Genomic DNA, 13,779 nt, shown 5'->3' with positions numbered 1-13,779 from the left:
TCCCCCTACTTTCGTAGGGGGACGGGGTCGCACATCGGCGGACTCGCGGACGCTCGCCGCTTCCTAGCTTCGAAGCCATGGACGACTGGACCACCTCCCACGACCGTGTCCTCGCGCAGCGCCATGCCGAGGGCTGGATGTTCCTCATCGAGGCCGCCCGGGACATGCGCACCACCGGCGCCGTCGCGCCCAGCGGCAGGGCATTGGCCCGCGCGGCCACCGATCCCGTACGCCGCCAGGCACCGCGGCCCCTGACCGTCCTGGAGGCCGGGGCGGGCACCGGAGCCGTCACCCGTGCCCTCGTCCCGCTGATCACGCCCGGCAGCCGGCTCGATGTCGTCGACGCCAACCCGCGCTTCGCCGACCGGCTGCGCCACCTCGTGCACACCCACCCGCACCTGGCCGGCAAACCCGAGCAGGTCCGCGTTCACCAGCAGTACGTCGAGGAACTTGACACCGACTGCCGCTACGACGTGATCATCTCCGGCCTGCCGCTGACGAACTTCACCCCCGGTCAAGTCGAGACGATCATGGAGCGGTACATGGAGCTGCTCCACCCCGGCGGCACCCTGACCTACTTCGCTTACCTCGGTACCCGCCGGGCACGCACGCTCGTCTCCTCCCGCCGCGCAGCACGCCGCCACCAAGCCGTCGACGACGTCATGACCGGCTACCAGCGCCGATACGCCACCGGCTGCCGGACGGTGTGGGCCAACCTCCCCCCGGCCAAGGTGTGGCAGCTCCAGCGCCCCGCACAACCGGCCCCGGCGCCCCGTACGAGCCGCACTCTCCTGGGCGCCGGCCGATGACCGCCCTGGCCACCGCCCTCGGCGGCGTGCCCGACGCCGTCGGCTACCTGATCCTCACCGCCGCTGTCCTGGCGGAGTCCGTCCTGCTGATCGGCGCGTTCATCCCCACCCTCACCCTGATGCTGACCGCCGGCGCACTGGCCAGCACCGGGCAGCTGCACCTGCTCCTCGTCATCGCTGTTGCCGCCGGTGCGGTGGTGACCGGCGACTTCCTCGCCCACCGGACCGGACTCCAGCTGGGTACCCGTCTGCGTACCGCCGGCATCGGCCGCCGCATCCCCACCACCGCCTGGCGGCGCGCTGAGGAGCTCATGGCCCGGCGGGGCGGCCAGGCGGTGCTGATCGCACGGTTCGTCCCCGTGCTCCGCACCCTCACTCCTCACCTGGCCGGCGCCACCCGCCTGCCCTACCGGCGCATCGCCCCTTACAGCGCGCTCGCCGCTCCCGTGTGGGCCGCAGCCGAAGCAAGCGCCGGCTACACGGCCGCCGCCTCCCTGCAACCCGTACTCACCTTCGGTGCCCCTGTCGTTGCCGGTCTGCTCGGCGTGGCCGCCGCGGTGGCGCTGTGGTGGAGGGCGCGCGGGAAAGCCGGGAGTGAGAGGGACGTCAAGCCGGCTACCTCCTTCGCCACATCGCCCCGGGGCATGTCTTCCGCCGGCAACACCAGCTCGACGCCCACACCAGCGGGCAACCAGGCCAACTCGACACCATGGCCAACCTGGCCCACCCCCTCCCCATCCCCGTGATCTGCGAACTCCCCGGCGTACCAGGACAGGACGAACCCCTCCCTTTGGCCGGGCTGCACGGGCGATCAGCCCGGCCAATGCTCCCGAGCACGCACTCCCCAATCTCGACAGCACCCAGATCGATCGTTCCGCATCCTCGCCTTTCGCACGGAAAGACTCCGACGTGACCACCACACCGACAGCAACGCCGCCCAGGACCAAGAACCAGCCCCGTCGCAGCTCCCGGCTCAACTGGACCGTGATGACGCTGCTCTCACTCGCCGTCGCGGGCTACTTCGTCGGCCAGTACGCGACCGGCAGCCTGCAGTCGCTCAGCGCCCGGCACGTCGGACTGGCGAACAACTACGCGCACCGCCCGCTGCCGGTCCAGATCGCCTTCTACACCCACATCGTCTCGGCGGGCCTGGCACTGGCGATCGGCCCGTTCCAGTTCGTACGGGCGCTCCGGCGGCGGCGTCCTGGACTCCACCGCTGGGTCGGCCGGCTCTACCTGGCCTCCATCGGCTTCGCCGCGACCGCCGGCTTCGTGATGTCGTTCTTCAGTACCACCGGGATGGTGGGCTTCTTCGGCTTCGGCAGCCTGGCGGTGCTGTGGGCGTGGACCTCCTACCGCGGCTACCGCGCGATCCGCGAACGCGACATCCCCAGCCACCGGGCGTGGATGATCCGCAGCTTCGCGCTGACCTTCGCCGCCCCCACCCTCAGGCTCTGGCAAGGGCTGCTCATCGGTGCACAGGTCCTGTCCGGAAGCCACGCCGACGGCCAGCAGATGTTCGCCAACGCCAACGCCGCCGTCCCGTTCCTGTGTTGGCTGCCCAACATCGTCGTCGCCGAACTCATGATCCGGCGCCGCAATCTCCCCGGCCTGCGCTTCTCCCCCTCGCCCGGGCAACGGCGGACCGCCCCGGCCCCCGAAGCCTCTGCCTGACCCACCGTGCGCCAAGGAAGGAGCTCGACGCAGCCGCACACCCCACCACGGCGACCTTCGCGCCGCGCTCGTCGCGGCGGGGGCGGAGCTGGCCCGCAAGGGCGGACCCGACGCGATCGTGCTGCGGGAGATCACCCGGAACGTCGGCGTGGCACCCAACGCCGTGTACGCGCACTTCGCGACACTGGCCGAGTTGAAGATCGCCGTGTCCCAGCACGCTCTGCGGGACATGGCAGCCGCGATGTCAGCCGAAGCCGACCGCCAGCCCGACGCCTGTGGTGCCGGGTCCGGTGAGCGGGGCCTGGCCAGGACCTTCTCGATGACGAGCTGGCCTGGCTACCCGACTTAGACGGTTAGACGGAGGTTCCAGCCGGTCAGGCCGGGCTCGTCGTGGCTTACGAGGGAGGGGGTGTACGTCTCGGGGGCCGGGCGGCCGGCGTTCTCCCAGGCGTTGAGCCAGTCGCGTAGGACGGCCAGGGACGGGGAGTCGGCGGCGTCGGCGACGATGGTGCCGTCCTGCTGGAGGACGGCGGCCGTGGTGGGTGTGGAGTGGCCGATGGCCCACAGGTCCGGGTTGATCCCGGCCATCGTCAGCTGCGGGTTGGCAAGGGATGCGGCGAAGGTCCGCCAGGACGGCCAGTCGACTTCCTCCCCGCTGTACGGCTCGGTGTGCGCGTCCTTCAGCAGCCGCCCCAGCGCGGTGCGGGCGCCGGTATGGAGGCGGTCGTCCTGCTCGCGCCAGGCGATGGAGATCCATGAGGGGGAAGGGATGTGGTTCTCCCAGTCCACCCAGCGGCCGGGCAGGTCCAGGTCGGTCTTCGGGGAGGCGGTCGCCTCGATGTAGCCGCCGGTGAACACCTGCTCCACGGTCGGCTCGCCGCCTTGGATGCGGATCTTGGCGACCACGGTCATGTTGGGCACGGCTGCGATGGGTAGCGGCGCGACGATCAGCCCGCCGTCGATGACCTGGTCCACCCACGCCTTGGACAGCAGCGGCGGGGTGCACCAGGCCACCAGCCGGTCGTACGGAGCGCGTTCGGGGAAGCCGGCGTTGCCGTCCGCGACGTGACAGCGCACGTTGTCGATTCCGCGTTCGTGATGGATGAGGTTGGCCCACTTCACGAGGTAGGTGTCGATGTCGAGGCTGGTGACCGTGCCGGTGGGGCCGACGAGCTGGGCGAGGAGGGCGCCGGAGTAGCCGGAGCCGGTGCCGAACTCCGCGACGTTCATCCCCGGCTGGACCTCCAGCGTGGTCAGCTCACGGTGGATGGCCTTGGGGTTGGAGCGGTGCGGAGTGGTTCCGCGGCCTTCGTGGTGGGTGTAGTGGCGTTCGGGGATGGTCTGGGCGACGTCGGCGACGGCGATCACTGTTCACTCCTTCGAGGGGAGGGGCATTCATACGCGACAACCGCTTGGGGCGGCTGATGGATACGCGCCCGGCGCCCCGGAATCGTCATGCCGGTGAGGTAGTGCCATCCGGCCACGGTGTACTCACCCACCGGACCGTGGCCGGGCAGTTCGGCCCAGGCGTGGTACTCGACCGGCGGTGGGGAGAAGCGGGCGCCGATGCACCAGGTGAGGCGTCGCCCGAGCAGGGCTGCGGCGAGCACGGCGCCGAGGGAGGTTTCCATGCAGGCGGCGCGTCCGGGCCACCATCTGGCGGTGTGCCGTACGGCGCCGACCAGCGCTTCGGCTCGTGCCGGGGCGAGCGGGCGTCGGCCGGCCCGGGTGACGAGGCGGGCGGCGCGGACGGTGTGGCGGAAGGGCAGCCGCAGCAGGACGAGCGCCAGGGTGAGGCCCGCGGCTGCCGCCAGACGCTTGGGGAAGGTGCCGGTGCGGACCGTGGAGTACGCCTCCATGCTGGTCACCGGCACCACCTCCACCAACGCCGGGTCGGCCCCTGGCCGTCGTGGGCGAGGCCCTTGGCAGTGAGACTGTTTGCGACGGTGCGGATGTCAGTGGTGGCCTGCTCGGTCCCGATGCCGTACCGCTGGGCGAAGCGGTCGGCCGCCTGCTCGGTCGGGCAGGACAGCAGGAGCATCACCGCGGCGGCTGCCGTCGGGGTGAGCTGGGTCCAGCGTCCGGTGCGCTCGTCGAGGATGGCGCCACCTTGGTCGGTGAGGATCGGGTGGGCACGTTCACGCAGCTGCCACACGGGGCTTCACCTCCTCCCACCAGTCCTTGGGCGCGAAGGCCAGTTGCCGCAGCCACACCTCGGCGGTGACCACCAGGTGGAGGGCGCCCTGGGCGGTGGGCTGTCCGGTGGCGGCCCGTGCGAGCGCTGCGGCGACGGGGTATTCGGTGACCAGCCCCAGCGCGGCCAGCCGGGAGGAGGGCCCCAGTAGGTCCTTGAGGAGCCGGGCGTGGTCGCGCAGGCCCGCGTAGGCGAGGGCGTTGAACCCGCCCTTCGTCGTCCGGGCCAGTACGAAGTCCGGCAGCAGGCCGGTTTTGGTGAAGGCCGCTGCCAGCAGTGGCTTGTACTGTGCGGGCTCTCCGCGTCGGTCGGCAGGGACGGCGAGGCAGGCTCGGATCACCTCGTTGTCCAGGTACGGGGCGGCCAGCTCGATGCCGTGCTCGGCGAGTGCGAGCGTCCGCCAGCCGGCCGTGTTCGCGGCGACCCGGGCCAGGTCTTGCCGGTCGTTCCAGTCCGCCAGCCGCGCGGGGGCGTCGGTGAGCTCTTCGGCGGCTTGGTCGAGGGCAGCGGCGAGGCGACGGCGTACGTCGGGGGCCATCCAGTCCGCTGAGGCCAGCAGCGGTGTCCAGGAGATCGGCCGCTGGGCTTGGGGGAGCCAGTCTCGTGCGGGGCGGCGCAGTTCGGCCGCCGTCCGCATCCAGGACCCAGCAAGATCCGTACGGGCAGCGTCCTTGACCCGGGCGAGGACGGTGAAGGCGGAAGTGTGCCGCAGCCGGGCGTGCACGACTGCGTGGCTGAGGGCCCGGCGGTGCTGGCGCTCGCGCAGGAGGTCCGCGAGGTAGGAGGAGGGGGCGGACAGTACCGCGTCGCCCGCTGCCCCGGTGAAGTGCACCCCCGGCGCCGAAGTCTGCTCGGCGACTGTGCCGAGCACGGCCCGTTTGATGGAGGCGGTGACCACATAGGGGTTGGGTGCGTCGGTGACCGGCAGCGCTGTCAGGTCGCCCAGCCCTGCGTAGTACACCGCCTCGGCGGTACCGGGCACCGTATGGTGCACCAGGCCCGGGACCGTGTCCGCGGTGCGGTGTGCGTAGGCGAGGTCGTCGTCACGCAGGCGCTCGTCGGCGTAGGTCACCGCGGTCACCGGGGTGTGCTGGGCGGCCAGGCACGCGAGTGTGGTGGAGTCCAGACCCGCCAGGTCCGCGCTCACGGGCCGGTCGTCGATGCGGGTGGCGACTGCCTCGGCGAGCGCGGCCCGCACAATCGGGGCCGCTTGCCGCAGCGCGACGGGTGGATACGCGGCCGGCTCGTACCGTTCGACCGTGGCGCCGTCGGGTTCGATCAGCAGCAGGTGCCCGCCCGGCACCCGCCGCACCGAGCGGAACAGGCTGCGGTCGGCGAACACGTCGGGCTGGCTGAAGGCCAGATGAGCGGCGAGTGCGGTCACGTCGACCGGCGCCCCGTCCAGTGCTGCCAGCGCGGAAGCCGCGGTCGACCACCACGTTCCGGCCGCGTCGGTGCGGTAGTAGACCGGGTGCTGGCCGGCCAGGTCGCCGATCACGGCCAGGGTTTCGCCGCTGCGAGCGACCACGAGGTAGGAGCCGGGCCAGCGGGTCAGCGCTCGCCACTTTCGCGCCTGCACCACGGGCAGTGCGCATTCCAGTTGGTGGTCGTCGGCGCCGCATTCGCCGATCACGGCCAGGGCCGCCGGGCCCTGGCCGACGGAACGGACCTGGGCTTTCGGCCACCCGGTGGTCCATGTCGATTCCAGGCCGGGCACAGCCCGGCCCCTGGCGGGCCGCCGGTCGTTCCCAGTGCTGCCGTACCATCCCGCGCTCCACCTCATCATCGCCCTCTCCTCGTCCGTGTGCGTATGTGTGCGACAAGGCGAAGGCGCCGGGCCGCGGTTCTCGTGCCCCAGCACGAGAACGACGTTGGCCCGGCGCCTCCTTTAAGTGCCGGGGCCAGCCGTGGCGCTGAATTCCCTGCCCGGCCCCGGCAGTCCGCGGGCTAGTGCTTGTACTCGGTGTCGTCGGCGGTGTCGAAGGGCTGGGTGCCCAGCGTCACCGTCACGACGTCGCCGGCATCCAGCACGACGGGCGCCTCGTAGACCTCGGTGGTGTGCTCCATGACGAATTCCCTTCACTCGCCGCCCGGCTCTCTCCGCCGGGCTACGACGAACAGTCAACGCGCAGACGCACAGCGTGGGCAGCTGCCACAATGTCTGCCAGCTGTAGGCCAGTTGTGAACCAGGACCGACGATCGGCCGGACATGACTATCGGGGAGCGCATCCGCGCGGCACGCGAAGCAAAGCGCCCCAGATGCAGCCAGCAACGGCTCGCAGACGAGCTGTCGGTGGCTCGCTGGGGAAAAGCAGGGTTTCTCGACCGGCAGCAGGTCTACCGGTGGGAGACCGGACGACGGGTGCCCAAGGAGTGGTTGCCGTTCATCGAACAGGTGCTGCACCTTGATCTGTCCGAGGACAATGAGGCCCCGTTCGCCGATACCGTGACCTCAGTCATGCGCTTGGGAGGCACCGACGTGGACCGACGGCAGTTTCTCGCGGCATCCGCTGCCGTTGGCCTGGCTGCGCTCGACCTGCCCGACGCTGAGGCAGTCACCCGCCGTGCGAACCGCCCCGGCCCCGTCGCGGTGGGCATGGGCGAAGTCTCCGCGGTCCGCACCATGACCACCACACTCGGCGATGCCGCCTCCGAACTTGGCGGCGGACACGCCCGTCACTTGGCCGTTCGATACCTGACCCTCGATGTCCGGCGATGGCTGGATGGCCGCTACACCGAGAAGGTCGGCCGCGAGCTGTTCGCTGCCACCAGCGAGCTGGTGCACTTGATCGGCTGGATGGCCCGGGACGAGGGCAACCAGGGGCTGAGCCAGCAGTACAACGTGCACAGCTTCAAGCTCGCCGCCGAGGCCGGCGAGAACGAGCTCGCCGCCACCGCCCTGCGGGGCATGGCGGACCAGGCCATCGACCTCGGTCACGTAGCGACGGCCGTACGGCTCGCCGAGGCGTGCGAACAGCGCGGCCGGAAGTTGAAGAACCCCAAGGCGCTGGCGTACTACCGCAACACGCTCGCCCGCGCTGCTGCCGCGGACGGTGACCGCACAACCGCCGCACGACTGCTGACCTCCTCGCAGGCAGCGATCGAGCACGCCCCGCCCCGGCCCGGCCAGTCGTGGGCAAGCCACTACAGCCACGGCCGGTGGGCGCATGAGTCCGGGATGATCCACGCCAAGCTGGGCGACTACGCCGCGGCGGAGGAGCACTTGCACCTGGCCATGGAGATCCATGGTCTCGACCGCAAGCGGACCCGGGCGATCGTGCTCGCAGACCTCGGCCAGGTCCAGCTCAAGCGCGGCAACACCGCCCAGGCCCTGGCCACCTGGAACGACTTCCTGACCTGTGCCGACGGCGTTCAGTCGGTCCGCATCAACGACGGCCTGACCAACATCGCCGCCCGCCTGACGAGTATCCACGACGTCCCTGCCGCCCAGGAGCTCAGCGAGCGCATCGCGACTCGCGCGTGAACGTGGACACAAGCGACCGTCGCTGAGTCGGACGGCGGTGGCGATGGTGCTCGGCCGGGGGCCCGGCGGAACGGACTGGCTCAGGCCACGGGACCAGCCTCAGCGACGCCGACCCTGCGTCCTGGCCAGGCCGGACTGGTGCGGGAAATGTGGCTCGGGTTGGGCATGGCGTGCAGTTCGGATGCCAGTGGTGCTGCGGGCTTGGGCGGCCAGGGCCAGGGCCTGGGCGCTGGGGGCCGGCCTTGCGCTGAGGCGTTGGACGCGCCAGGCGAGGGTCCGGGCTGGTGAATAGGTGTCGTCCAGTGTCCGCTGGCCGGCTGTCTGTTGGAGGAGCCTGGCGGGCTGATGCCCTGCGGCTTCCGCCTCCGCGAGCGCGGTGGCCAGTGCGCCCCATGTGGGGTCGTCGAGGACCCGCTGTGCGTGGGCGGGGACGGCCTCCCATATCTGGCGGGCGAACTCGTCGACCACCTGTTGGGGCGGCTTGCGCTGGGCCATGGCAACCAGGGGAGCGGCGGCCGCCTGGTTATACGCGGCCTGCAAGTAGGTCAGGGTCTGGCGTGCAGCGATGACCTGCTGGTTGTGCTGGCGTTGTTGATGCCAGCGGGCAGCGGCGAGTACGACGAGTACGGCCGCGTCGAGGAACATCGCGAGGACAGCGCCGTCGCCCGTGACGGGATGAGAGCGCATGGCGCGGACGGCTCCGCGCAGGGCACGTGCGTGCTGGTCACTGTTCCGAATCCGGGAGCGGGTGGCGCGCTCGAAGGCGATAGCGGCTTGTTGGAGCTGGGGCCGGATGTCCTTGGGAGCGAGGCGGGGCAGTGCGTCGAGGGCTTCTCCGAAGGCGGCGAGGTGGGCCTGGGCGGCCTCGTCGTCGCCTTGGTCGAGGTGGTGGGGGATGCGTTCGGCGGCTGCGGTGGCCTGGTGCCAGGGGTTGGGCCTGCGCCGACCTGTTTGCTGGGGTTCGGTGGCGGTCAGGCGCTGTTGGATCTTGGGGAGGGACAGGTCGGGGGCGAGTTCGGAGCCGGAGAACCAGATGGGTTCGCCTGCGGCGTTGGTGTCGCCTTCTAGGGCGGCCTTGTAGCCGCGCAGGTCGCCGGAGGGGAAGTGCTGGACCTCGATGCGGACGCTGCCCAGGTCGGTGAGCAGGCGGAGGAACTCCTCGGTGCTGGCGGCGACCGCCACGGCGGTACGGACAGTGGTGCGCAGGCGTTCGCGGGCAGTCTGCGGCTGTCCTACACGGCGGGCCTTTTCCTGTTCGGCGCGGGTGGGCCGCTTGGCTGCGGTGCGGTCGCCGCGGACGACCTGGAACAGTCCGTATTCCTTCTCGATGGCGGCGAGTTCCTTGTCGGCGGTGAGGTAGTCGTTCCAGTGGCGGGCGGTGCGCAGGTCGCCTCGGACTGTGGTGGCGGCGATGTGGATGTGGTCGGGGGCGTGGCGTACGGCGACCCAGCGGCAGCCGTCCGGGTCGCCTTCGGGTGCGATGCCGGTGGCCGCGACGATGCGGCGGGCGATGTCGGCCCACTCCTCGTCGCTGAGGATGCGGTCGGTCTTGGCAGCGCGGATCGAGCAGTGCCACATGTGCTTCTCGGGCGCGCGACCGAGCCGCCGGGCCTGCTTGACGTGCAGGTCGAGGTCCGCCACGAGGAGCTTCTTGGTGGCGTCGAAGTCGTCGGCGCGGCCGGGGTCGGGGGCGAAGCCGTCCCAGGAGGCGACCAGGTGCGGGTCGGTGTGGTCCTTGGCCTTCTTGGTGTCGAACAGGTACCGGATCAGGCCCGCGGTGTCCTTGCCGCTGCTGATCTTCGCGATCATCAGGCCGCCTTCCTGGCGACGGCCTGGTTTGCCGCCGCCGCGATGTGGCCGACCGTGGTGCCGACGGCGGTCAGGGTCCGCTCGGCCTGAGCCAGGGTGGCGGTATCCCCAGGGTGTGGATTGCCGCCGGAGTTGAGCTTCTTGGCGATCTGGTTGACGTTGTGGCCGATCTTGGCGACCTGCTGACGCAGGGCGTTGAGCTCGTCGATGTAGTCGTCGAGCTCGGTGCGCTGACCGGCCAGGGTGAGGTCGCCGTGGACGTGGCCCAGTGCGACGACGGCGACGTAGTGGGCGCCACTGACGTGCAGCGACTTGGCCTTGGCAAGGATGGCGGCCTTCTCCTCGACGCTGTAGCGGGCATCGACACGCTTTTCGCGCCGGCCGTTGGGGTCGGGCTTGCGGCGGCGGGCGACGCGGTGCAGGGCGGCTTCGTCGGCGGCACGCGACAGCGGCACAGCAACAGCAGCGTCGTCGACAACGTCGGTGGCAGCGGCTTCGACGGCGCCGGCGGCGGGCTGGTTCTCCCCGGGCACCCCCTGGTGCCCGCCTGCCTCCGCCACCCCCGGGGCGGAGGCTTCCCCGCTGAACCGGCCTGTGGACGGTCCAGCGGGATACCTTGCTGCGTCTGTGGCGTCAGCGGGCATCTGCTCCTGGGGAGTGGCGAGTTCGTGGTCCGAGCCGTACATGGGGAGTGTCTCCGTGGTGGGTGATGGTGTGCGGGAGCGGGAGCGAGGGGGCCTACCGAAAGTGGTTCCGGTACGGCATTCGAGCGTCGTGCCCTGTTCCGCTAGCTTCTGGTGGTGGTGTCGTCCGGGGCCTGAACGCCACCACCCTCGGGCTTGAGGGCATCAAGGACCGCTGTGATCCGGTGGTTGGCGGCCTTGCGTTCGAGCCTGTTGAGCTCTGCTCGCATGGTCTTGACGGAGGCCGTTCCGGTGCGGTTGACGAGGTTTTGGACGATGGCCTGCAGCTCAGCGTCGGTCAGGTCGGGCTTACGTCCTGTGGAGCCACCCTTCTGCTGCCGCTTGAGGTTTGGCTTCAGCGGTGGCTTCCCGTCTTGTTCCGGTCGTTCCGGAACGGTGTCGACCGGATCCTCGTTCCGTTGGCCGCTGGGGGCAGGGTCGTCTTCTGGTTCGGGGTGACGTGCCGGATGCGTTTGGTCATGGGAACGCGGGCGGGTACCGGATTCCGGTTCCGCCAGCTTTCCGGATGTGACGGCCGTTAGATCGATGGGGTCGATGGAAGTAGAGACCGGTGGTTCCTGCGCCTGACCGGAGACGGGGTCCGGACGGTCGACGGTCCGGTCGACGAGCTGGTGGATCTGGCGCATGAGGACGCCGAAGGCCAGCAGCGCGGCGGTTGGGGGAACCGCGGCGACCACGTAGTCGAGCAAGGGCACGCTGCTGGCGTTGCCAGCACCGCTGACCCCGGCCACGTTGAGCGCAATCGACCCGACCGACCCGGTCGCGGTCAGCGCGATGGCCCACCAGTCGGTGACCCGGCGCAGGCCCGCGCGGAGCATCAGCAGCTCGCCCGCGACGATGAACGCGTCCAGGGTCGAGGGCCAGGCCCAGCGGCGGACAGGGGAGCTGCCGAGCCCATGTACTCCGGCGACCTCGGCGAGGTGCGCGTACGAGAGCCAGAAACCGCCTGCCGTGAGGGCGACGATGACGGCGCCTGCCGCGATGAGCGCGTACCGCTCGGCAGCGTGCTTGGTCATCACTTCCCACCCTTAGCTGTGACGTGCAAGGCGCCGGCACGTGCCTGTACGAAATCGTGGGTGTGCAGGTGCGGGGCGGTGAGCAAGGGGAGTTCTCCAGGGGCTTGGGAGGCGGGGCGCTTACGCTGCCCCCTCTCCAAGGAGGGGGGCAGCGCGTAAGCGCTAGGCGTCGGAGGCGCCGTACGGTGCCGCGTACGCGTTTGACCTGCACTTTTGCTGGGTTCGTACGCGTCGTGGGCGATGCGTGGGCGGTCGGAGGGCTGGCAGGCGCGTACGGCGCCGTGTACGCGGCTCGCGGTCAGGAAACGGCGCTGATGTGGCGGGTGGTGGCCGTCCAGCGGGTGGCCTGGCCGCCACCTGCTCCGCCGCCGGTCCCGTTCTCCTGGCCGGCTTGCCCGGCTTTGGCGAGCGCCTCAAGGCGCCGCCGGGCTTTGGCCACGTCCGCTGGCCTGGGGTTGTGCTCGCCGGTGATCTGCACGGCCAGCTGACGGGCGGTGAGCCCGTGTGGGCCGGCCTGGCGCAGCAGGGTGAGCGGATCGAGGCTGGTGTCGACGCGGGAGATGCCACGGGGGTGGTCGTGGATGATCGGCATGGGGCCGATCTCGCCGTTGACCATCTTGAGGTGGTGGAGCTGCACCACCGGGTCGCCGGATGCGCCATTAAGGAAGAGCACGCTGCCCGCCCCTGCGGTGAACCACGCCGAGCCGTAGACCTGGTCCAGGACCGGGCGCTGATTGCGGGAGGCGTCTTGGCCCTGCTTGCGCTGGTGGTGCAGCTCCAGCAGCTCGACGCCGTCACGCAGCAGCTGCTGACGGGCGTTGTTGTAGGCGAGGCCGGCCTCGTCGTCGGTGAGCTTGCCGACCACGTCCTTGAGGCTGTCGATCACCACGGTGTCCGCGCCGTGCTCGGCCGCCAGCTCGGCGAGCAGATGAGGCTCGGCGTTCAGGGACGCGGGGAGCGGGCCCGACCAGAAGACCAGGCGTCGGCGCAGGATTTCCGCATCAGCGGGGTTCACGACCCGGACGAAGGCGCGGGCGAGCTGCCGGGGCCGGTCGGCCGCGATGTAGAGCACCTTCTCACCCTGCTGGACCGGCATGTCCAGGACCTGGTTGAGCAGGCCGAGGCGGGCCAGGACGATCTGCTGGGCGATCGTGGACTTCCCGACGCCGGGCGGGCCGACCAGCATCAGGCTCTCGCCCGAGGCCCAGGCCGCGTTCCCCACCTCGCCCCAGACGGGCGTGGTGTCGGCGGACGTGTCGGTGACGAAGGCCCAGCCGTCTGTGGCGAAGCGGTTCAACCGCCCGCCCGAGCTGCGTCGGGAGCGATCGGCGATCTCCTGCACCGAGGCGTTGAGCACGGCGCGGACCTCCTCGGGGTCCGCGCCCTCTGCCGTGGCGCCCTGCATCACGCGCACCGCCGCGGTCTGCAGGGCGCGCAGATCGGCTTGCTGGCGCACGATGTCGGCGTAGTACTCGGCGCCCGAGCCCACAGAAGCGGACGAGGCGAGCTCGTGCAGATACCCGGCCCCGCCGACCCGGACGAGATTGCCGGTGCGCTTCAGCTGATGGCCGAGCGCGATGGGGTCGGTGGGAGCCCCCTGCCGCCGCAATTCCAGCAGCGCGTGCCAGATCGTGGTGTGCGCGGGCTGGAAGAAGTCGCCCGGCTCCAGGACCTGGCGGACCCGGTCGATGACCTCGCTCTGGAACAGGCACGCCCCGAGTACCGCCATCTCGGCCTGCTGGTTCCGTGGCATGCCCGGCGCCGCGTCGGCACCCGGCCCCGACGGGCCGGGGCGGGAGAAAAGCGCAGACAGGGGTGCGTCGCTCGGTCCTGTGCCCGTAGGCTTGGACATGGATTCCCTCCACTGGAGTGCATACGGCCCTGGCAGGCCGCACTCCGGTTGATCGCTTGATGGGTGGTCATTCAGGGAGCCGTTTGTGGCCCTCGGTGCGCTAACACCGGGGGCTGCTCCCGTTTTCAGGGGCGTCACCGCAGGTAGTGGCGCCACCATCCCCGCAGGGGAACAGGAACACTACACACCCTGTGCGCACAGTCAAGCCTCAAGTTTGGATGCTGGCGACACAATAAA

The 13,779-nt window shown here is 70.6% G+C and carries 14 protein-coding genes; 5 read left to right on the top strand and 9 right to left on the bottom strand.

The genetic code is table 11. The annotated features are described in order from the left end of the window. The first annotated feature begins 77 nt into the window (after positions 1 to 77). The 4 genes from ACFY12_RS12865 (at position 78) to ACFY12_RS12850 (ending at position 2,832) form a co-directional block, all read left to right on the top strand. The gene (locus ACFY12_RS12865; protein WP_390715825.1) at positions 78 to 809 is read left to right on the top strand and encodes a class I SAM-dependent methyltransferase; all 732 of its coding nucleotides are present in this window, start codon (positions 78 to 80) and stop codon (positions 807 to 809) included. Continuing rightward, positions 806 to 1,555, top strand: a complete 750-nt coding sequence (locus tag ACFY12_RS12860) for a DedA family protein (RefSeq protein WP_390715824.1) — start codon at positions 806 to 808, stop codon at positions 1,553 to 1,555. The genes ACFY12_RS12865 and ACFY12_RS12860 overlap by 4 nt, the downstream gene beginning before the upstream one ends. Positions 1,556 to 1,718: 163 nt before the next feature. Continuing rightward, on the top strand, positions 1,719 to 2,483 hold the full coding sequence (locus tag ACFY12_RS12855; RefSeq protein WP_390715823.1) for a DUF2306 domain-containing protein: 765 nt from the start codon (positions 1,719 to 1,721) through the stop codon (positions 2,481 to 2,483). Further along, complete coding sequence (locus tag ACFY12_RS12850) at positions 2,410 to 2,832, top strand: TetR/AcrR family transcriptional regulator (RefSeq protein WP_390716261.1); 423 nt, start codon at positions 2,410 to 2,412, stop codon at positions 2,830 to 2,832. The genes ACFY12_RS12855 and ACFY12_RS12850 overlap by 74 nt, the downstream gene beginning before the upstream one ends. Here ACFY12_RS12850 and ACFY12_RS12845 read toward each other — a convergent pair. The 5 genes from ACFY12_RS12845 to ACFY12_RS12825 all read right to left on the bottom strand — a co-directional run bounded on the left by ACFY12_RS12845 (position 2,829) and on the right by ACFY12_RS12825 (position 6,744). Beyond that, positions 2,829 to 3,851 (bottom strand): protein-L-isoaspartate O-methyltransferase, encoded by a 1,023-nt coding sequence (locus ACFY12_RS12845; RefSeq protein WP_390715822.1) that lies wholly within the window; start codon positions 3,849 to 3,851, stop codon positions 2,829 to 2,831. The two genes, ACFY12_RS12850 and ACFY12_RS12845, sit on opposite strands and share 4 nt — an antisense overlap. Next, a complete protein-coding gene (locus tag ACFY12_RS12840; RefSeq protein WP_390716260.1) occupies positions 3,848 to 4,342 on the bottom strand; it encodes a lasso peptide biosynthesis B2 protein in 495 nt (164 codons plus the stop codon). The genes ACFY12_RS12845 and ACFY12_RS12840 overlap by 4 nt, the downstream gene beginning before the upstream one ends. A gap of 5 nt (positions 4,343 to 4,347) precedes the next feature. Beyond that, complete coding sequence (locus tag ACFY12_RS12835; protein WP_390715821.1) at positions 4,348 to 4,638, bottom strand: PqqD family peptide modification chaperone; 291 nt, start codon at positions 4,636 to 4,638, stop codon at positions 4,348 to 4,350. After that, the gene (locus ACFY12_RS12830) at positions 4,622 to 6,460 is read right to left on the bottom strand and encodes an albusnodin/ikarugamycin family macrolactam cyclase (protein WP_390716259.1); all 1,839 of its coding nucleotides are present in this window, start codon (positions 6,458 to 6,460) and stop codon (positions 4,622 to 4,624) included. The genes ACFY12_RS12835 and ACFY12_RS12830 overlap by 17 nt, the downstream gene beginning before the upstream one ends. 164 nt (positions 6,461 to 6,624) lie before the next feature. Continuing rightward, positions 6,625 to 6,744 (bottom strand): lasso RiPP family leader peptide-containing protein, encoded by a 120-nt coding sequence (locus tag ACFY12_RS12825; protein WP_390715820.1) that lies wholly within the window; start codon positions 6,742 to 6,744, stop codon positions 6,625 to 6,627. 142 nt (positions 6,745 to 6,886) lie between these two features. Between ACFY12_RS12825 and ACFY12_RS12820 the strand changes: the two genes are divergently transcribed. Next, complete coding sequence (locus tag ACFY12_RS12820) at positions 6,887 to 8,161, top strand: tetratricopeptide repeat protein (RefSeq protein WP_390715819.1); 1,275 nt, start codon at positions 6,887 to 6,889, stop codon at positions 8,159 to 8,161. A 99-nt stretch (positions 8,162 to 8,260) separates the two neighbouring features. Here ACFY12_RS12820 and ACFY12_RS12815 read toward each other — a convergent pair whose 3' ends face one another. The 4 genes from ACFY12_RS12815 to ACFY12_RS12800 all read right to left on the bottom strand — a co-directional run bounded on the left by ACFY12_RS12815 (position 8,261) and on the right by ACFY12_RS12800 (position 13,542). Continuing rightward, on the bottom strand, positions 8,261 to 9,970 hold the full coding sequence (locus ACFY12_RS12815; RefSeq protein WP_390715818.1) for a relaxase/mobilization nuclease domain-containing protein: 1,710 nt from the start codon (positions 9,968 to 9,970) through the stop codon (positions 8,261 to 8,263). Then, positions 9,970 to 10,656: a MobC family plasmid mobilization relaxosome protein gene (locus ACFY12_RS12810; RefSeq protein WP_390715817.1), complete on the bottom strand. Its 687-nt coding sequence runs from the start codon at positions 10,654 to 10,656 to the stop codon at positions 9,970 to 9,972. The genes ACFY12_RS12815 and ACFY12_RS12810 overlap by 1 nt, the downstream gene beginning before the upstream one ends. Before the next feature lie 101 nt (positions 10,657 to 10,757). After that, positions 10,758 to 11,690: a DUF2637 domain-containing protein gene (locus tag ACFY12_RS12805; RefSeq protein ID WP_390715816.1), complete on the bottom strand. Its 933-nt coding sequence runs from the start codon at positions 11,688 to 11,690 to the stop codon at positions 10,758 to 10,760. A 298-nt stretch (positions 11,691 to 11,988) separates the two neighbouring features. After that, positions 11,989 to 13,542: a DnaB-like helicase N-terminal domain-containing protein gene (locus ACFY12_RS12800; RefSeq protein WP_390715815.1), complete on the bottom strand. Its 1,554-nt coding sequence runs from the start codon at positions 13,540 to 13,542 to the stop codon at positions 11,989 to 11,991. Between the last annotated feature and the right edge of the window lie 237 nt (positions 13,543 to 13,779).

Origin of the sequence: Streptomyces sp. NPDC001339 (assembly GCF_042895955.1) — a bacterium.
Classification (GTDB): Bacteria; Actinomycetota; Actinomycetes; order Streptomycetales; family Streptomycetaceae; genus Streptomyces.
This window is presented reverse-complemented; position numbering and strand designations above follow the sequence as displayed.